We start from the raw sequence: 19,512 nt of genomic DNA on the forward strand, positions 1-19,512 counted from the left end.
CCTTTAGCTAGATTGGTGCAGCTTGAAGACCTGTCGCCCTAGCCAACCAATCCCACCCAGCAGGGCGAACAGCTCCAGCGTGTTCACATTGGCCGTCACATGGTCCGGTGAGACCAGGTAGAAAGCTCCGACCTTGAAGGTAGCGGCCACCAGAAAGAGACCCAGGCTGAACCAGGCTGGCAGGGTAGCGTAGAGCAAGGCCCGCTGCCAGGCATGGCAGAGGAAGCCAATCAGCGTAGGGAGCAGGTACAGTAAGGCTGCCACAACCGGGGCAAGCATCGGCGGATAGGGGCCGTCTAGCGCCGCCTCTGCCGATTGGGGGAGGAGGCGCGTCCACAGTTGAGCCGGCACCAGCGCCGTTAACACGAGCAGGGTCTCCAGGGCAATCAAACAGAGAACAGTAATATGCCAGCGTCTCTCTTGTTCAGCGGTTGGCACACTTAAACGCAACATTATGGTTTCTCTTTCTTTTAAGGTATGATACGCTCAAAGCATGGATGCATCATAGAAACGCTTCCGTACCTTTGAAACGAGAGAGAGCTACTGAGGGAGATGCAGCAGCCCCAATTGGTATTTCAGCAGCAGAATGCGGCGGACTGACTCATCGATCCGCTGGACGCTCAGCGTACCGGCCTCGACGGCTGATTTCAAAGCCGCTAGCATGGAGGCCGCTGTTTGGGCTGAGATCGGTCCCATGAGCAAATCGGCTCCGGCCTGCACTGCCATCACTGCTGCCTGGCTCTCGCTATAATGTGCGCTGACGCCCTCCATCGTAAGGCTATCAGTAATGACCACCCCCTGAAAGCCGAGCTGCTGGCGCAGAATACCGGTGATCACCTTGGGCGAGAGCGAGGAGGGGGTACTGCTATCGACCGCCGTCACGATCTCGTGAGTCACCATGACGGCATGGACCTGCCCCTGTTGGATTAACGTCCGATATGGTAACCAATCGTTGGTCTCCAATTGGGCCAGGCTGCGGGTGAGAATAGGCAGCCCGCTGTGAGGATCGACGCTAACATCGCCCAGGCCTGGGAAATGCTTCAGCGTCCCAAAGACCTGGCCGCTTTGCTGCAGTCCTTGCAGATATGCCCCGGCCATGCGTGTCACAACTGCGGGATCGTTGCCAAAAGTGCGCGTGTCTAGCTGAGGATTATAGACGCTGGTCACGTCCACAACCGGGGCTAGATTCAGGTTAATGCCGTAGGCGGCCAGATCGTGGGCGTCTTGTAGGCCGGCTGCCCGAGCACGCTCGGGATCGTTAGAGGCGCCAATTTCGGCGGCTGAGGGACGCGGACCGTCAAGACCGCGCAGGCGATCAACGCGACCTCCTTCCTGGTCGATGGCGATGAGTGGAGGAATGCCGCTGCCGGCAGTGCGCGCCCCTGCCTGAATCTCCTGAGTCAACTGCTTCAGTTGGGGGGCGCTCAGAATGTTATTGTTAGCAGTGAACAGAATAACAGCGCCAACATTTTGTTGGGTAACCATAGTGCTGAGATCGAGTGAATAATAAGGGCCAGTGAATTGTACAAAGAGCATTTGCCCCAGCTTTTGATCGAGCGTCATATTACGTAGAATCAGATTAATATAAGCTGAAGGAGTAAGCTGCTGCTGCGAGCCGTGCTCTGTCGTGCGGGTCGCTGGTGTAGCGGAGGGCAAGGCCGAGCGAATCTGCTGCAGGACATTTTTAGAGCTGCTGCCTGCTCCCCAGAGCATAAAGGCCCAGCCCTGTGGCCCCAGTAGCTGAGCGAGACTGGTCATGCTGGCATTGGCGACCAGGACGAGCAGGAGCACTATCAAAGCAAGAGCCTGACCGCGGCTCAGCTGCCAGCTCTGCTCATGTCCCCGTCCGCTGGTTGCCGCCAAAGCAGGCAGTTTACGCGTGGGTAGCAGTGCCAGGGCAGAGGCCGCCCGCTCCGCCAACTTCACTCCAGAAGGGGAAGGAAGGGCGGAAGTAGCAACAGCAGCAGATAGCTTCAGCGTCTCAAGCTCGGCCAGGCGAGACTGTTGCTCTGCCGAAACCGGCGGAGTAGGCAGCTCTCTAGTCTCCTGCTGCGCGATCTCTTCAGCCTGCTCCTCGCGAGAGTGCTCGTCTGAGGCCGGCTCCGGGTGGTCAAGCGGCGTCAGGAAGGGGGCCTGTAACCTTCTAGCATCGGCCCCGCTGCCGGCCTCTGTACCGGCGTGCGGGGGGCGACGTTTGGACGAAGGCCTGCCGGGAATCCTGATCACGGCCAACTTGACAGTATCCTCATCCTCGACACCCGCTTCAGCAGGTGATGCCTCTGGTCTCTTGCTCTGGCCGGGCGGTTGCTCTCTCTCCATAATCGTGATACCTCGTGATCGGTTGTTCCCTGTCTTAGGAATAGGCTTCTCTCTAACAGAGGAGCTTGCCACTCGCTTTGTTCTGTTGCTATTACCAATGACGTATGGCCTGGTTGCCGGTCCAGGGCCTTTTGTCCGTACTCTGGTGATCCACAGGCGCGCGGGGAGCCCAAAGCTGACAGACTGACTGACCAAGAGCTGAAGAACCCTCTTCCTCGCTGGCATAGGAGGAGCTTCGCGCCGCGCGGTCTCTCGCTCTCCCTCGCTATGCGTCAAGCTGAGGTTCATAAGTCTTCTGTGCCATAAGGTAGCCCTCCTGTGTGCTGGCTCTTCATTGCTCTCGGTTGCCTCCATGTTGACACTTGTTCAAGTCACCGCTTCTACGCTATACTGTGACTGCTATCAACCGGCAAGTTCTGCGAAAGGTCGCTGGACGGAATGAGAGCGGAACAAAATCCACAGGCCCTCGTGAGCATACAAAAACTGGGAGGCAGGGCGACAGCTCTACGGCTGCTCGCTTGGCCGCTGCTGGCTGGTGCCTTGGCCACCACGGCCGGCTTCGCCATTGAGCTGGTGCCGCACTGGTTGCAATACGTGGCTTTTCACTGGCCGCTGAGACAGGGAGAGGGCCGACAGCCTGCTTTGTTGTTGTCTCTTGCTTCCTGGCTTCCTACGCTCTCCTTAAGTGGATGGTGGTCACTGGCCATTCCTGTGGGGGTTGGCCTGGCTGTCTTTGTAATCACTGGCCTGCTGCGCCGCCCGCTAGCCCTCCGCGCCTATGCTCGCTCTGCTCGCTCTTCTTTGGCAGGACCGCAGACCGGCCTCCCTCTCTTCACTACCTCTAGTATCTACGAAACGGCGCTCGCTTACTATCAGGATATCACTGATCAGAGCGCTCTGCCATATAAACAGGACCTGACTTTCTCTGCTTTGTTGCAGGAGCCATCCGCTCAGTTGCTGCTCCTGGGCGCTTCAGGCACCGGCAAAACTTTTGCTCTCTCTCAACTGCAAAAATTTGCTCTCGATGCTTTCCTCCGCAGTGGAGGAAAAGGGGCCAGATTGCCCATATATCTCTCTCTAGAGCACTATAGCCTCTATCTTAATAGAAGATCGTCGATAAAATTGGGGACGGAGTTGGGGAGTGAGCTAGCGGCGGGGCAGCGTGAGGATGGGGTAGAAGGGCGAGCTGCGGATAGGCGTGTGGCGGTAGCCAGTCTGCAGCCGGAGGCGACCCTCTTTGACTTTCTGCTAGAGAGCCAGGCGGTGGGTTTGCGACATGTGCGGCCCTATCTGAGTCAGCTAGCGGAGCGTGGGCAGTTGTTGCTCCTGTGCGATGATTTTCATCTGGTTGAAGCGACCTTCCGCGAAGCCATCATCGCTGAACTCACTTACCTCATGAGGCAAACGGGCAATCGTCTGGTGGTGAGCGCCTGCGATCTCTCTCATGAGGCTCTGCCCGAGCTTGAGCGCTTGCTGACAGAAGGCGAGATGGCTTGCGCTGTATTTGCTCCTCTTCCACCCGCGCTGGTCCGGCGTTTCGTTGAGCAGGCACTGCAAGAGCAGCAAATCGTGGCGCGGCGACAATACACGGCTGGTCAGATCATGCATGCGCTTGAAGATAGTCGCCTGCGCTATCTCTGCAGTCTCCCCTTAACTCTCTTTAGCTTTCTAGAGATTCTAGACACGCTCGATCTGAGAGATCCAGAGCAGTTTGATAGCCGTGGGCGTCTGCTGGACCGCCTGCTGCACCTCTGGTTAGCGCGCGAGCTGCGCCAGAAGCGCTGGCGGCGTGGAAAGCAAAGAATCACAGAAGAAGAGCTAATAGCCCTGCTTCGTCAACTGGCCTGGCTCCTCTACCAGAGTGGTGCCCGGACCCTCATGGTGCTACCCGCTGCCCGGGGGCGCCGCCAGCGAGCGGGGGCGCGTGCAGCCGCGCTGGCTCTTCCTCGCTGGCTTGAAGAGAATCGCTCACTCTTGTCAGGTCAGGGAGCCGTGCTTCCGACAGATGTGCAGGCGCCGCTCGCTGATCCCCCCCTGCTAGAACAGCAACTGGCCTGCCTGGAGGCCGCTGGCCTGTTGACGCTCAGCGCCGACAGCCTGCGCTTCCGTCATCCCTGGCTGGTTGAGTATCTGGTCGCTGGCGTCTTGCTGGAGATCGATCAGGAGGCAGACCAGGGAATAGGGGAGCGTCAGACGGTGCTAGCCCTGTGTTGTGACGATGCTGCGCGTTGGGCTGGCCCGGTGGCCATGTGGGCGGGCATCGTAGATGAACCGCTGGAGCTGGCAGAGCGCTTTGCGAATTTTGGAGAGGCTCATCCTACCTCTGCCGTAGCCGCCAGTGCTTTAGCCCTCATCTGCGTTGGGGTCGCCTGGCGTCCTCCGCGCTCTATGCCTGATGAGCCGCTGAGCTTACCTCCGCGCCTCTTGCGCTTACTCACTGGTGTCCTGCGCGACACTACTGGCCTTGAGCGCTTAGCCCATCTCATTGCGCGCTTTGCGGCAGAAGGAACGCTGGAGGTCTATCAGGGGCTACTGCCAACGGTCATGCTGCCCGGCATTGAAAACCTGTTGCGGCTCTGTGATCAAAAGCCGCTGCTCGATCGCTTTTTCGATTATCTCTATGAAGTCATCGACCTGCCCGCTTATGATACCCAGGTGCGTCGTCTGATCCCTGTGCTAGGGCGTCTGGGCGAGGGGGTGATCCCCTATGCTGCTGAGTTGGTACAGCCGGCAGCCGATCATTCTCTCCGTCTACGGGCGGCGGCGGTCCGTATTCTTGCCCGCTGTGATGCGCAGCAGGCGGTTCAGCCGCTGCTCGATTGCCTGAGCGACAGTGAGCAAGTCATTGTCGAAGGGGCGCTGAAAGCCCTGATTCGTCTTGGTCCAGCGCGGGCCTTAGAGCCATTGCTTGAGGCCTTAGAGCAGTACTTACCCGGTATGGCGGCTGCCCGGCAAGTACTGCGGGCCATTCTGGTCGTGCTTGACTATTTTCTCAGCGAAGCTGATCCACAGCGTGGCCTCTCTCAGGAGCAGCGCACGCGCGTGCTCAATGCTGTCTGTCCGCTCCTGTCCGGGCAACAGCCACCCGAAGTGCAGCGCGCAGCTCGTGATCTGCTTATCCGCCAGCTTCAGAGGCAGCCGCAGCCCGAGTGCGTCCAGCTCTTGATCCAGGCCCTGGCTAGCTCGGATGATCTCCTGGTGCGCAATGCTATTCGCGTTCTGCAGCAGGGTGATGCGCGCCTGACTCCCTTGCTCTTAGAGCAGTTGGAGAGCCAGGGCGCCGATGTGGTGCGGGCTCGCGTGGTTGAAGTGCTGGGGGGTATACGCGATCTGCAGGCTTTGCCTGTATTACTCAAAATGTTAGCTGATAGTTCTCCATTGGTGCGTCAGCAGGTGGGGATTGCCTTACAACATGCCTATGTGCCCGAAAGTATTCCTGGCCTGATTGAGTTGGTGCTGCGGGGCAAGGAGGAGCAGGTGGCCGGGCTGGCTGCGCGTATCCTCGGTGAGATGGGGGAAGAGGTGGTTGAGCCTATCTTACAGGCTCTCCCGCAGATCGTTCCAGGCCGTACACAGTTGCTCATCCAGGTACTGGAAGGATTAGATGACCCTCGGGTCATTCCTGCGCTTGTGAGTCTCTTGCAGGAGGCTCGGGCCGAGACACTGCTGACGGTGGCTATTGTCCGGGCTTTGAGCCGTTTTTCTGATGCGCAGGTGGTGCCACCGCTGATTGCACTGCTCGACAGCAAAGAGACGCTTGTCTATGAAGAGGCTATTTTGGCGCTGAGCCGTTTGCGTGAGGTGGCGCTCTCGGATCTGTTGGAGGCTCTGGATGTCGAACCGGAGCGCGAGACGGTGGTTACGGCCCGGGCCCGACGGGCGATTTTGGGCATGGAGCCATTTCCGGGCGAGCAGCTTATTGCCGTGCTTACCCACGGGAGCGAGGCTCAGGTGAGGCAGGTGGCGAGAATCTTCCAGGAGCGAGGGGCCGAGGCAGCCTTGTTGCTCGTCCATCATCTTTTCCATCCTGATGCCCGAACCAGGAGTTATGTTCGTCAGATTCTCGATGGCATGGCGGGACAAGTTTTGGTACCAGCTCTGCTGGAGGTACTGAATCGCCCGGCCTGGCGCCCGGTCCTTGCCGAATATCTGATACGCTATCCGGCTGAGGCTGTACCGCCGCTGATCAGCCTCTTAGGTGATCCTGAGCGTGGCGATGCGGCTGTCTCGGTGCTGTTGCAGTTCGGACCTGAGATTCTCTCAGCGATCGTGCCGGGGCTGGCCCAGGAGGATGAGCTAGCGAGGAGGCGCGCCCAGCAGTTGGTGATCTCGCTGGTGCGTCAGCAGCCGGAGGCCGTAGAGCAGGTGGTCCAGCTTTTTAGTCCCTCGTTACCTGCGCGTGCCTATGAAAGCCTGGTGGAGATCCTTGCTGGCGATCTCGCTGATCTGGCTATTCCGGCCCTCCTGGCAGGATTGGGCGACGCCTATTTGCTTGGGGGGGTCTCTGAGGTGCTGGCGCGCTTGGCCCGGCGTCGTCTTACGCCCGCTGGACGTGAGGCGCTGGCGGGCCTGGTCGAGGCCCTGCGCTCGGAAGAGCGCCGGCATGGCGCTGAAATCACGCTGGTGGAGCTGGGCGAGCTGGCGGTTGGGCCTGTGGGCGAGTTGATCACTGATTCAGATCCCCAGGTGGCGCGCGCTGCGCGGCGGATTCTGCGCGATATCGGTACGCCGGCCCTTCCCTTTATCTGGGCGGCCTGTAGTGATCTGGCCAATCGTCAGCGGCGTGAGGCTGCTCTGGAGATTTTCCGCAGTATGCCGACGCTTGTCATTAAGGATGAGCTTCTCTCTCATCTCGCCAGCCGGACAGTGCAAGAGAGCGCTATGGCGGCTACGCTCTTACAGGAGCGCATCCACGATGAGGCGAATAGCGCTGACCCTTCGCGTCAGGAGATGGTCCCGGCTCTGCTGGAGTATGTGCAGCACCCTCAGAGCGATGAACGACTCTGCCGGCGTATTCTGGCTCTGCTCCTGCTGATGGGAGGCGAGTATATCGTACAGCATCTGGTTCAGGCCCTCTATGCGCGCTCAGAGCGGCAGGATCTCTTGATGCGGTGCTTCCTCTTCCTGGGACGAGAGGGCGAGACGGCTCTGTGGGAGATGTATCATGATCCTGAGACGCCGCCGGATCTGGCCAATCAGGTGGTCAGTGTTTTGGGCATGCTGCGCGCCTATCCTGAGATCTGCGAGCTGGCTCTGAGCCTCAGTCAGTATGGGCTCACGCTAAATAAGGAGCGGCTCCAAAGCCCTGATCAGTTAGAGATTTCTTTGCGAGCCTTGGGGGGTCTTCTGGCGGGAGGACATTGGAATGTCGAAGCGCTGGAGGAGCTGCGTCAGCGCTTGAAAGAGGGCAGTGCAGAGCGCGATTTGGTGGAGGTCCTTCTCGGCTGGCGCTATGGGGCCTACATTACTCGCCTGGAAAACGATTTGCAGAGTGTCGAGCAGGCTCACAAGGAAAATATGCGTAACTTGACAATGCAGCTCCTGCAGGCTCGTAGCCAGATTAGCGATATGGAACACGAACGGGAGAATCTGGAGGATTCTCTGAAGAAGACGCAACAGGAGCTTGATGCTGCACGGCAGGAACTCGCTCGTTTAACACAGGAATGTCAGCGTCTGCAGCAAGAGCATGGGACCCAGAGTGAGGAGCTAGAGCAGGCTCAGCAGGCTATTCAGCGGCTGCAAGAGCGCTTGAATGTGGTCGCTCATGAGAAACGCCTACTGCAAGAACAGATTAATCAGTTGCACGCCCACAATGCTCAGCTTGTTGAGCAGATCAATCTCCTCCAGGGTGCAGAAAACCCGTGAGGGCCGGCCCGGCGCGGGCATAGAATAGACCGCACCGGTAACCCTGGGTTGACCAGAGAGCAGCGCGCTCGCTGGCGAACAGCAAGACTCTGGCCCGGTGCGGCCTGCGTGTCCACTGGGGCTAGTCCTTGTGCTCGCCGCCCATAAGTAGCTCAGGCTCTTGCGGCTGGCGGCGATGGCGGCTGTAGAGGGCGTAGTCCCAATCCAAATAGGCTTTGGGGAGCATGTCCTCCGGGGTCCATTCATGCTGCTGCCCGTATTTCCCCTGGTATTCCTTGAGCGTTTCGCCGACGTATTCAAAGGTGATCTGGCAGATGCGGAAGCCGACGGGAACGACAATCGTAGTCATGGTATGGTTGCTGATCTCCATTGTCCAGCGACTGATATAGCCTACGTCGCCCACGCCTGCGCAGCGACAGACCGACAGACCCGAGCGAGCTACTGTGCTGCGGGCATACATTTTGCCCAGGTAGCCATTGCGCCCGCCGATAATTTCTTGCGTATGTGCAAGAATGGTGGTTCCTGGGCGAATAGCGATTTGGCCATTCTTCGCACGGCGTGGTTCGCCCCAGTAGCGTCGGATCTCTTCCGGGTTGTCTAGATGGAGGATCTCGACATTGGCATCGCCCTGAAAGTACCACTCACCCAGACGGCAATCGTAGGAGTTCGTTCCTAGCTGGCGCTCGTCAAAAGGCTCGATGACTATATTGCCGCGTGCAAGCTCCTCTTTGATACGCTTATCCGATAGCAGCATAGTTCCTCATTCCTCCGCACTGGATGAACTGGCGCTACTGACCTACCCACCGTCGTCAGGGTGCGGCTCCGTTCCTGGGCGTTGCCGAGACGCGTGTGTCGGCGCTGGCATCGCTGCCGATTCTTAGTTGCTGATCCTGAGCCGGTCAGAAATCGGTGGGAAGGAGAGCGATGGTGTAGCTGCTATGGTATCACATCTGGGCTATTTTGTCTGCGCGCCTGGCCCGCCTGGCCTGTCTGATCTCAGTTCGCCTTGCCTGGCACAGAGCGTTTGCCAGATGTGCTCAATCAGTTCCTCGCTGGCCTGGGTCACTTCTAGGGTCTGGTCAGTGAAAGGGAAAAAGGCCTGATCCCGGCTGTGATGCTTGATCCAGCGACTGATGATCATGATTTGGTCGATCTCTACCTGGCCAATGATGACCGGAGGCTTTTTTAGTAGTGCTGCCCTGGCCAGCAACCTGCACAGCGCTCGGCGGGTGGCCTGCTCCTCATGGGGGACACGCTCTAGCTCAATCAGGCGACCATGACGGATCAAGAAGATTTCGTTCTGACCTTCCCAGGCGGAAGGGTAGGCAATGAGAAGGTTGTTAGCGGCAATGGCGCTGGCGATCAGGCGCTGGCTGATGAGCGCTTCCTCTGTACTATGGAGCATGTCGCGCAAGTGCGCGGCCCGCTCATATTGCAGCTCCTGGGCGGCTGCCTCCATCTGGTGGCGCACGTGGGCCAGAAGTTGAGGACGCTCCCCTGCTAGAAAGGCAGAGACCTCCTCGATCAGCTGATGGTAGCGGTCTGGGGTAAGCTGGCCATTGCAGGGGGCCAGACAGCGACCGAGATGGTAGCGGAGACAGGGCGTGCTGGGTGCCACCTCAGGCGGTAGGGGCCGGGTGCAGGTGGGTAAAGGAAAAAGACGCTGTAGTAGCTCTAGCGTCAGCTCGGCACTGCGTCCACTGCGAAAGGGACCAAAATAGCGAGCGCCATCGGCCTCGGGCTGACGAGTAATGGTGAGGCGTGGAAAGGGATGCTGGACATCGATCTTGAGAAAAGGATAGTGCGCGTAATCGCGTAGCTGGATGTTATAGGGGGGCTGCAGTTCTTTGATGAGTTGGGACTCGACAAGCAGCGCCTCCAGTTCGCTCCCAAGGGGACGAGTCTCGATGGCCTGCACGTGCTGGAGCAGGCGCGCGATCCTCGGATTACAAGCAGAACGCTGGTGATAGTAGGAGGCCAGGCGTGTCTTTAGGCAGCGGGCTTTGCCCACATAGAGCACCCGGCCCTGGCTATCTTTCATCAAATAGACGCCGGGCTGCGCGGGAAAAGTACGGCGCCAGGCCGGATTAAGCTGCCGAGTTCTCACGCGTGAGGGGCTGGCAGAAAGAGCGGCGCCGCCCCTTTCCTCGGTCACTCCTGTCTCGGTCTGCCAGGCGGCGTCTTGTAAAGCTGATCGCCCTGGCAGGCTAAAGAGTCTGGCGCTCCCCGCGTTCGGCTCCTGACCTCGCTGGCCGGTGACCGGCAGCAAGCACTGCTGAAGCTGAGCGTAGCTTGTTATGCCCTGGTGCTGGGCCAGCCGCAGCAGCTTGACGAAGAGCAGAGCCGTTGCCTTGGCATCGGCCAGCGCCCGGTGAGGAGTTGTCAATGGAACGTGCAAGCGCTCTGCAAGAGCCGCCAGACTGAAACGCCGTTGATGGGGGAGCAGATAACGGGCCAGCGCGAGGAGATCGATCCCTTGGCGGGGCCAATCTAAATTGAGGCGCGCCGCCTCGTAAGCAAGAAAGTGCAGATCGAAGCTCAAGTTATGTCCAACGAGGATGGCTCCGCTGCAGAAGCGCAGCCACTCGGGCAAGAGCATCTCGATGCGAGGCGCAGCCGTCAGCCTGTGCTCGTCGAGGCCGGTCAAGCGCACGATGGCTGTGGGGACTGACCGCTCAGGATTCACCAGACTATGAAACTGCTCTTTGATCTCCTCGCCACGCAAGCGCCAGGCCCCCAACTCAATAATGCGGTCCCGCCCCGGCCTCAGTCCCGTGGTCTCGATATCCAGAGCGACAAAATCCAGGCTTGTCAGCGAGCGCTGCCAGAGGCTGGCGGTCTCAGTAGCAAGCCACCAGCGCCCCTCAGCATCGCGCTCAAAGAGATGGGAGCTTGCCAGGAAGCGAGCGATCGATTGGTGCTCGAAGCTCTCTAAGGCCGGCTCTGCTCCTTCCGGAAGACGTTGCACAAGGGTAGCCACATCCAGCGACCCACCTGCTGCCTGGAGTACAGCGTCCATTTCCCATAAGAGACGACCGGAGCTGGCTACAAACTCCGGCTCCTCAGCATAGTGCACTGATAGCCTCGACCCAGACATATGGTGCTGCTAACCAGCATCCCTTTCTTTACACGTGCCTGACAGAAAAGAGACGAAAGGCCTGCAACCAGGCCCTGACCCCCAATGCTACCCGTGCCAGAGAGGATAACATGAGCGGCGATAGACTGACAAGAGCGAGAGCAAGAAGATGCCAGGAGGGCTGGTTTCGGACGGCGCCGGGTCCCCAGTAGTCCGCTGAAGCCAGAACGGATCAGAGTTACGAACGGCTGGTTCTGGCCGACGATTGACCGGCCAGCAAAAGCCAGCTCAATCCCGCGGAGTGGCTCATCCGTCATCAGATGATATACTGATCCTATCACGCTCACCGAGGCGGTCCGCTCTCTCCGGCTGCGGATGGCTGGCCAACTAGAAAGGCCTGCTCAACGGCTGCACTACTGGACTGGGGGCAGGGAGCCGAGAGCGAAGAGAGCGCTGACTGAGCGACCAATACTACTGGCAAGTGAGAAGCGAAGATGGCGATAGACATGGAGATCCCAACGTTCCAAGATATCCTACGGGCCAGGCGACGCATTACCCCCTATCTGCCACGCACTCCTCTGCACAGCTATCCGGCCCTCAATGAACTACTCGCGGCCCACGTCTATGTCAAGCATGAGAACTATCAGCCGGTAGGGGCCTTCAAAGTGCGTGGGGGGATCAACCTGATCGCCTGTCTCACGCCCGAGGAGCGCGCCCGAGGCGTAATTGCGGCCTCCACCGGCAACCACGGCCAATCGGTAGCCTACGCCGCCCGCCTCTTCGGAGTCAAAGCGCGGATCGTAGTCCCGGAGGGGGCCAATCCCGGCAAAGTCGCAGCCATGCGCGGCATGGGAGCAGACGTCATTTTCTACGGCCCCACCTATGATGAGGCAAAAGCCCACTGCGAGGAGCTGGCGCAACAGCATGGCTACCGCTACATCCACTCGGGCGATGAACCACTGCTCATTGCCGGGGTCGCGACCCTGACGCTAGAGATCCTGGAGGACTGTCCTGATCTAGAGGTCCTCATTGTTCCCATCGGCGGCGGCAGCGGCGCTGCAGGAGCCTGCCTGGTAGCCCAGGCCGTCAATCCAGCCCTACGCATCATCGGCGTACAATCTGAAGCGGCCCCAGCGGCTTACGAATCCTGGCGCCGGGGGCAATTAGTCACCGCACCTAACCGCACCCTGGCCGAGGGCCTGGCCACCGGGGTCGCCTTTGCCCTGCCGCAGCGCATCCTACACCAGTATCTGCGTGAATTCGTGCTGGTCTCTGATAACGAAATCTTGCGGGCGATGGCCTGGATGGTCGAATTGGCCCATACCCTGGCCGAAGGAGCGGGCGCCGCTGCTCTGGCTGCGGCTTATCGCCTGCGAGACGAGCTGCGAGGCAAAAAAGTCGCTCTTGTTTGCTCAGGAGGTAATGTCTCGCTGGACCAACTGCAGCGCGCCCTGGCGCTCCATCTCCAGAGCCGCTAGCCTGCTGCTCGCCAGAGCTGCTGATCAAACGAGCGATCGGTAAGAGAGTGGTAGCTGCGCCCTGAGCGCCAGCTCTACAAGGAGATAAAGCGGAATGAGTGCTATCGTCCATATTCGAGAAATTGCGGTGGAAGATGCCGAAGCCTTCCTCCAGCTCTGCCATCGTCTCGACCAGGAGACACATTTCATGCTGCTGGAACCTGACGAGCGTACTCTGACGGTAGACGAGCAGCGGCAGGCGCTTGAGCGACTCATAGCTAGCGGGCGCGAGATGATCTTTGTGGCAGAAGAGAAGCAAAGTGGCCAACTTGTTGGCTACCTGGCGATTAGAGGAGGCACCTTTCGCCGCGAGCAACACCGGGCCTCACTGGTGATTGGAGTAGTGCAAGCCTTCAGCGGGCAAGGGATTGGAAGCCGCCTCTTCCAGGCAATGGAGCGCTGGGCCCGTCAGCGAGGCTTTCATCGTCTCGAACTGACGGTTATGGTTCATAATCAGCGAGCGCTGGCCCTCTATCACAAGCAAGGCTTTGTGATCGAAGGCAGGCGCTGCCATGCCCTCTACGTCGACGGTCGCTACGTCGATGAATACTACATGGCCAAACTCCTGGACTAAGTCATCTGAGCAACAGCCCCAGGCGCGCGAAGAAGCCCGGGCCGCCACCTGCGCTCTCCCGATCTGGGCTTCTTCGCCTGAGTTGACAGCCACCGTGGAAGGCTACACTGTTCCCTCTTTTGATCAAGCCTCAAACATGCTACAATAACTACCATGAGTGAGCTGACCTCGCGTATCGAACGCCTGCAATGGCGAGTTCACGAAACGATGGTGCGTCTTTGACCTGGCGCACAAACGAGAACAGATAGCAACTTTAGAGGCGGAGACCCTTCAGCCCGACTTCTGGTCGGATAATCGCCGAGCCCAGGCTCACATGCAGCGTCTCACGGCGCTGCGTGAAGAAGTTGACACCTGGGAGAGGCTGGAGAAGCAACTCCAGGACCTCGGAGAGTTGGCGCAGTTGCTGGAGGAGGAGCCAGATGCCGAGCTGGAGGCTGAGGTTGTGCGCTCGCTCACTGCCGTAGAGCAAGAAGTAGAGCAGCTTGAATTGGCCTTGCTCTTCAGCGGAGAGCATGATGAGCGCGATGCCATTCTCAGCATTCATGCCGGCAGTGGCGGCGTTGATGCCCAAGACTGGGCTGAGATGCTCCTGCGCATGTACTTGCGCTGGGCCGAGCGGCATCGTTTTCGCACGCAGATCTATGAATACAATGAAGGTGAAGAGGCGGGCATCAAAAGCGCCACGGTCGAGATTGCCGGGCGCTATGCTTACGGGCATTTGCGTTCTGAAATTGGAACCCATCGCCTCATTCGCCTCTCGCCTTTTGACGCCGCTCACCGTCGCCATACCTCCTTTGCCCGAGTCGAGGTTATCCCCGATATCGAGGATGCCATTGAGGTGACCATTCGCCCCGAGGATCTCGATATCGATACCTATCGCTCGACCGGGGCTGGTGGGCAGCACGTCAACAAAACCGACTCGGCGGTACGCATCCGTCATATTCCGACAGGAATTGTGGTCACCTGTCAGAATGAGCGGTCGCAGATCCAGAACCGTGAGGTAGCGATGCGCATTCTACGGGCGCGCCTCTACGAGCTGGAGCGCCGCAAGCGCGAAGAGGAAGTCGCGCGCTTAAAGGGCGAGTACGTCCAGGCCGACTTTGGTACCCAGATTCGCACGGTTACGCTGCATCCCTATACCATCGTCAAGGACCATCGTACCGGCTATGAGACCAGCGATACTCAGGGGTACCTGGCCGGTGATCTTGATCCCTTTATTCGCGCTTACCTCCAAATGCAAACGAGTCAAGAAGCGGCAGGCATCCAGCAGTAGCCTGGCGGGCGAGCAGACAGACAGGCGAGAGCCAACCGGGCAGAAGTCGGAGAAGGAAAGGAACCAGACCAGCGGTGGCCTTCCCTATGCCGCCGCTGGTCTGGTTCCTGTCTGCTGCGAGAGCCAGAGAGCGGCTGCTCAGAGGCTGACCAGCACTGGGGAGGGCAGGGCGGGCCAGATCCTCTCTCTTCATCATCCCTCCTTCTCCTGCAGCACGCTTATCTCTGGTGGGTGACAGCATAGAGGAGAGGAAAAGGGCGCTGGCCGGCGCTGATGGGAGAGAGCAACCCGCTCTTCTTCGCCCGTCCCCCCAGGGTAGGGAAAGCGTACTCTTCTCTCGTCCGCATCTTGACTTTCACAGCGAAGCGAATTCACGCAGGCCATAATAGCGCTCGGGATAGCGCAGCTTGCGCAGTGCTTTCACCTCGATTTGGCGAATGCGCTCGCGCGTTAGCTTGAAGCGGGCGCTTACCTCATCCAACGAATGAGAACAGCCATCCTGGAGACCATAGCGCATCTCAAGAATAGTGCGCTCACGAGGATTGAGAATCTCCATCGCCTGCTCAAGATGATCATGTAGCCGCTGGCGTGCCTCGCTGTCCTCTGGGGCCATCATGCTGGGGTCCTCCAGCGTGTCAGCAAGGTGGTACTGTTCATCATCGGCCACCGGCGCATCGAGCGAGACGGGCTGCTCCGAGATATTGAGAAGCTCAACAATGCGCTCCTTGGGGAGGCCCACCTCAGCGGCTAACTCCTCGGGGAGCGGTTCAACGCCCTGCTCCTGGTAGATGCGCCGGGCTACGCGCTTGATGCGGTAAATGAGTTCAACAACGTGCACCGGGATATGAATAGTGCGCGAGTGCTCTGCAATCGCCCGACTGATGGCCTGACGAATCCACCAGGTGGCATAAGTGCTGAAGCGGAACCCGCGGCGATAGTCGAACTTCTGAGCGGCGCGCATAAGGCCGATATTCCCCTCCTGGATCATATCGAGAAGGGGCAAGCCCTGATTTGTATAGCGTTTAGCGATACTAACAACCAGGCGCAGATTTGACTCGATGAGGCTCTGGCGGGCACGGAGATCGCCCTGAGCCACGCGCTCGGCAAGCATAAGCTCTTGCTCGGCAGTCAGTAGGGGATAGGAACCGATTTCTTTCAAGTAGAGCTTGACGGTGTCATCAATAGCGCTGCGCTCTGATGTTGCCTCCCCATCTTCGTCCGCGTCCTCTTCCTCCAGCTCAGCGAGCACGGCTTCTTCGCTTTCCAGATCGAAATCAGAAGGACCAGCCTCCTCGAAAGGTAAAGTGGTCTGACGGTGCCGTTTGCTCGCTGGCCTGGATTGGCCGGCTCTCTTTTTCGGACGCTGAACCCCGACAGACATGTCATCCACCTCAAGCAGACCAAGCTGCGTATCTGCCTTGTTTCCTCGCACTCCCATTACTCAAGCTCCTTATATGGCGCAGATGAGGTCGCGTTCATCACGCTGCTCATGCAACCGATGCCTGTGGATTGGAAAGAAGCCCTCCCTGAAAGGCCAGGGACGGCGCAGGGTTTGCGCTCCCACACTTCTCAGGATTCGCAAAAAGCGTGCCAAAGGGTAAGCGAAGACCCGAGAAAAAAAAAGAAAGAGGTCACCCCTCTGGCTGTGGGGGGCGCGCCTGGCGTGGTCTTCGGACGCAGCGAGCCAGGCGCACGGGATCAAGCGAACTAGGAGGCCAGGCTGACCGGTTGTAGCAGGGCCGCGGAAGGGTGAAGAGATTTCCACCTGTGGGGAAATTTGCTCACCTGAGCAATCCAACAGATGTCAGCCTGGAGAGGCGGGCAAAAAAGGGGGAAGCAGGCCCGTGGCTGGCTGAAGCGCGGTCAACTGAAGGCGTGAAGGCAGAAGACGCGGCCCGGGCCTGACTGGGCTGGGGGCTTGCCTCTCCCTGGTATGCTAAAGTGTAGAGTGAGCAAACAGGCGGCAGAGTGGTGCAGGAGGTGAAGCACGAGGGAAGGAGGTTGGCCAGGGCGGGCGTAGATCGCTCAGATAAGTACCCCGACTAGCCTCAGACAACGCTCAGGACCTTCCCCTACGCTTGCTTCTTGCTTGCCATTTCGGCAGAAACAATTGTGTGTGACGAATAGATATGTTATAATCGTGTGGTATCGAAGAGATACACGCGCGAGCGGTTGGGATTGGCCGTTCCCAGCAAAACCGACCCCTCATAGGGAAAGAGGGTGTCACACAAGAGACAATCTGTGGTATGATAGCGGCGGCATGGACTATGTATGACTGCTGTGGGGACGCGGATGCAGAGGCGGAGGCTCCCCCTCGGCTTACTTCTTCGCCCAGCCTCGCCTGGTCTCGCGGTTAGGCAGGCGAATACAATCCTCCAGAGAGAAGGAAGGAGGCGATTTCGTGGAATTCTCGTTTCCTCGGTGTCGCAAATGTAGTGAAGGTGATCTGGTTCCGCTTTCGGACTTCGGCAGCCAGGGAGCTTCTATCGAGTACAAGGCCTGGGTCTGTACCAATCCCTCTTGCCTGTACAACATCAAGATCAGGAATGGAGATATCATCATTAATGAACCCATTAGTGATGGCTCTCTCCATCAGTACCGTGGCAGCCGCTCGTGAACCGGCCTCCAGTTGCTAAAACCTCATCTGTAGAGCAATTAAGGCAGTACCTGGATGGCTATGGTGGTGGGCGACAGGGATTCTCGCCGCTGCCCTGCCCCCGGTCCGGTTCTGTCGCGTGCAACGGTTCTCTTTATGTCTTTACCTGCTGAAAAGGCGCTGGCACGATGCTCTTGCTCGGCCTGATGCCTTTTCAGCACGTGCTTGTAAAGCGAGGGCGTTCTCACCTGCCGTGCGACTCCGTCCCAGGTGAGCAGGCCCTCACTTGCAAGTCCGCTGTCTATGCTGGCTCCGCCGCCCCTTGGTCTCGATCTCGGCTCGGTTAATCCCTCGCTCCCGCCTGATCAGGCTCTCTCACTTCCCCAATAACCTGTGGGAAAGGCGAAAGAAGGAGGTGGCTCATCACGTTGCAGCGCAGCCCGGAACGATGCTGGCCCGTGCTCGTCTGCTCGCCGGAGGCACTGGCGCTATCAGCGCTAGTAGATAGCAAGCTGCCTGAGAACTGTGCTGGGAATAGCAGCGAGCAGAGAAGCAAACGAGGGCAGTGGCTCAGGTAGGGGGGAATAGAGAGAGGTAGACCGATCCTCGCGGCAGTGCTTCCACTCGGCGGAGGCTCTCCCCAAGGAGACAGCTAGCTTGATGGACCTGCCTGACTGTCCGGGGACTGGAGACGCTCGCAGTTGGCGGGCCAGGAGGTCAAGCTCTTTGTGAGCGTGGCTCTGACTGGCGCATCTCCGCCTTTTTCTGACCTTCCTCCTTGAAGCGGTGGATACGCGTGGCCCGCTTTCCCTTTACTTCCCAGGTGAAAATCGTCTACAATGGAAGCTGATGGCTGGGGCCAGCGGCGGGCAAGTGGTACCTTGTCGGGAGACCAAAGCGTAAACTGGGCCGAGTGGACAAGTCCCCCTTTCCTGCAGAGGCGATGGCTCGGCTCGCCATATGCTGTCTCTGCTGAGGCTGAGAATAGGGGCCTGCCTCTGTCCAGGCTCTCTCTCCAAAGAAGGTCAGCTCTGGCTTTGCCACTCAGCTGCTCCAGTCTCTCAGTGTCGTCTGCCATTGTCAGGGGGCCTCGGCAGCCAGCGGTCAATCTCGTGCTTGCTCTCCCTGCTGAGGTAGCGGCTACTGGCGGCAAGAGGAGAAAGATGCAGGGCGAGGTAGAGCACAGTACGCTGTTTGTGAACGGTTGCGCTGAGCGTTGGATTGCCTGAAGGAGTCGAAATCACTGTGCTGAATAGATTTTTTGGCAGAAGGCAAAAAGAGGGAGAAGAATCTACTAAAGAAGAAAGTGCTCTAGCGCAGGAGCGGAAAGCGGCGGATTCAGCGTCAGAACAGCGGCTGAGCTTTCTCAAAGCCAGCTTGAGTCGTACTCGCCGGCTCTTTGAACGTGTGCAAGAAAGTTTCCGGCAGGACGAGCCGGTCACAGACACTTTCTGGGACGAGCTTGAGGAGTCCCTCATCGAAGCCGATGTAGGGGCCAGTACGACGACCTGGTTGCTGGAGCGCCTGCGTGAGCGGGCCGAGCAGGAGCGCTTGCGTACAACGTCGCAGGTGCGGCGTGCTCTCCGTGAGGAGTTGCTAGCTCTGCTCGGCAGGGCCGCACCGTTGCGCTTTGCCTCTCAGGCGCCCCTGACGGTTATGCTCATCATCGGCGTGAATGGCTCAGGTAAGACCACCACGGTGGCCAAGCTCGCCTACCGCCTCAAGCAGGAGGGGCACCGAGTCGTTTTGGCGGCTGCTGATACCTTCCGTGCTGGGGCTATCGAGCAGTTGAAGGCCTGGGGTGAGCGTATCGATGTGCCGGTGATCAGCCAAAACCCCGGTTCTGATCCTGGTGCAGTGGTCTACGATGCCATTCAGGCGGGTCTCTCGCGTGGCTATGATGTGCTCCTGGTCGATACGGCTGGGCGCCTTCATACCAAATTCAACCTGATGGAGGAGCTGAAGAAAATCGGCAAGGTCGTGCAGAAGTTCCTGCCCGAGGGACCCCAGGAGCTGCTGATTGTGATCGATGCCACAACGGGCCAGAATGCCCTGTTGCAGGCTCGCAAGTTCGCTGAGGATGTCGGTCTGACTGGGGTCATCATTACCAAGATGGACAGTACGGCCAAGGGTGGCTTTGCTTTCGCGGTCGCTGATGATCTGGGGGTGCCGATTAAATTCCTGGGCACCGGCGAGAAGGTCACAGACTTGACGCCTTTTGATCCTGAGAGCTTCGTTGAGGCGCTCTTGGCCCAAGATGAGTAGAGACCGACGCCAGACGATGCGACGCGA

At 59.0% G+C, this 19,512-nt stretch carries 11 protein-coding genes; 6 read left to right on the plus strand and 5 right to left on the minus strand.

What is annotated here, in order from left to right; translation table 11 throughout:
- Window positions 1–3: 3 nt before the first annotated feature.
- Together AC6H1L_RS16505 and AC6H1L_RS16510 are read right to left on the minus strand one after the other, a co-directional pair.
- Window positions 4–438, minus strand: coding sequence for a hypothetical protein (locus tag AC6H1L_RS16505; protein ID WP_497598575.1), 435 nt, complete (start codon window positions 436–438; stop codon window positions 4–6).
- A gap of 102 nt (window positions 439–540) precedes the next feature.
- Window positions 541–2,319, minus strand: a complete 1,779-nt coding sequence (locus AC6H1L_RS16510; protein ID WP_497598576.1) for a glycoside hydrolase family 3 N-terminal domain-containing protein — start codon at window positions 2,317–2,319, stop codon at window positions 541–543.
- A gap of 468 nt (window positions 2,320–2,787) precedes the next feature.
- Here AC6H1L_RS16510 and AC6H1L_RS16515 point away from each other — a divergent pair, with 468 nt between their 5' ends.
- The gene (locus AC6H1L_RS16515) at window positions 2,788–8,184 is read left to right on the plus strand and encodes a HEAT repeat domain-containing protein (protein WP_497598577.1); all 5,397 of its coding nucleotides are present in this window, start codon (window positions 2,788–2,790) and stop codon (window positions 8,182–8,184) included.
- A 121-nt stretch (window positions 8,185–8,305) separates the two neighbouring features.
- On the opposite strand, the gene dcd is transcribed toward AC6H1L_RS16515, so the two are convergent.
- Window positions 8,306–8,938, minus strand: coding sequence for a dCTP deaminase (dcd, locus tag AC6H1L_RS16520; RefSeq protein WP_497598578.1), 633 nt, complete (start codon window positions 8,936–8,938; stop codon window positions 8,306–8,308).
- Between the two features lie 201 nt (window positions 8,939–9,139).
- Window positions 9,140–11,281, minus strand: a complete 2,142-nt coding sequence (locus tag AC6H1L_RS16525) for an exonuclease domain-containing protein (protein WP_497598579.1) — start codon at window positions 11,279–11,281, stop codon at window positions 9,140–9,142.
- A 485-nt stretch (window positions 11,282–11,766) separates the two neighbouring features.
- Between AC6H1L_RS16525 and AC6H1L_RS16530 the strand changes: the two genes are divergently transcribed.
- The 3 genes from AC6H1L_RS16530 to prfB all read left to right on the plus strand — a co-directional run bounded on the left by AC6H1L_RS16530 (window position 11,767) and on the right by prfB (window position 14,624).
- Window positions 11,767–12,738, plus strand: a complete 972-nt coding sequence (locus AC6H1L_RS16530) for a threonine ammonia-lyase (RefSeq protein ID WP_497598580.1) — start codon at window positions 11,767–11,769, stop codon at window positions 12,736–12,738.
- A 94-nt stretch (window positions 12,739–12,832) separates the two neighbouring features.
- Window positions 12,833–13,351, plus strand: coding sequence for a GNAT family N-acetyltransferase (locus tag AC6H1L_RS16535; RefSeq protein ID WP_497598581.1), 519 nt, complete (start codon window positions 12,833–12,835; stop codon window positions 13,349–13,351).
- 153 nt (window positions 13,352–13,504) lie between these two features.
- Window positions 13,505–14,624 (plus strand): peptide chain release factor 2 gene (gene prfB / locus AC6H1L_RS16540; RefSeq protein ID WP_497598582.1). Its coding sequence is split into 2 segments (ribosomal slippage): window positions 13,505–13,570 and window positions 13,572–14,624, totalling 1,119 coding nucleotides; the frame shifts between segments, so codons are not numbered across the junction.
- A gap of 355 nt (window positions 14,625–14,979) precedes the next feature.
- Here prfB and AC6H1L_RS16545 read toward each other — a convergent pair.
- Window positions 14,980–16,062, minus strand: a complete 1,083-nt coding sequence (locus tag AC6H1L_RS16545) for a sigma-70 family RNA polymerase sigma factor (RefSeq protein WP_497598583.1) — start codon at window positions 16,060–16,062, stop codon at window positions 14,980–14,982.
- Between the two features lie 963 nt (window positions 16,063–17,025).
- On the opposite strand from AC6H1L_RS16545, the gene AC6H1L_RS16550 reads away from it, so the two are divergent.
- Both AC6H1L_RS16550 and ftsY read left to right on the plus strand, forming a co-directional pair.
- Window positions 17,026–17,241: a hypothetical protein gene (locus AC6H1L_RS16550; RefSeq protein ID WP_052888209.1), complete on the plus strand. Its 216-nt coding sequence runs from the start codon at window positions 17,026–17,028 to the stop codon at window positions 17,239–17,241.
- Between the two features lie 1,386 nt (window positions 17,242–18,627).
- Window positions 18,628–19,485: a signal recognition particle-docking protein FtsY gene (ftsY, locus tag AC6H1L_RS16555; RefSeq protein ID WP_497598584.1), complete on the plus strand. Its 858-nt coding sequence runs from the start codon at window positions 18,628–18,630 to the stop codon at window positions 19,483–19,485.
- Window positions 19,486–19,512: the final 27 nt, after the last annotated feature.

This window comes from Thermogemmatispora argillosa (assembly GCF_059696725.1).

Coding starts and splice junctions, on each gene's coding strand:
- AC6H1L_RS16525 (WP_497598579.1), bottom strand. CDS start 11,281: ATGTCTGGGTCGAGGCTATCAGTGCACTATGCTGAGGAGCCGGAGTTT.
- AC6H1L_RS16545 (WP_497598583.1), bottom strand. CDS start 16,062: ATGGGAGTGCGAGGAAACAAGGCAGATACGCAGCTTGGTCTGCTTGAG.
- AC6H1L_RS16535 (WP_497598581.1), top strand. CDS start 12,833: ATGAGTGCTATCGTCCATATTCGAGAAATTGCGGTGGAAGATGCCGAA.
- AC6H1L_RS16510 (WP_497598576.1), bottom strand. CDS start 2,319: ATGGAGAGAGAGCAACCGCCCGGCCAGAGCAAGAGACCAGAGGCATCA.
- dcd (WP_497598578.1), bottom strand. CDS start 8,938: ATGCTGCTATCGGATAAGCGTATCAAAGAGGAGCTTGCACGCGGCAAT.
- AC6H1L_RS16530 (WP_497598580.1), top strand. CDS start 11,767: ATGGAGATCCCAACGTTCCAAGATATCCTACGGGCCAGGCGACGCATT.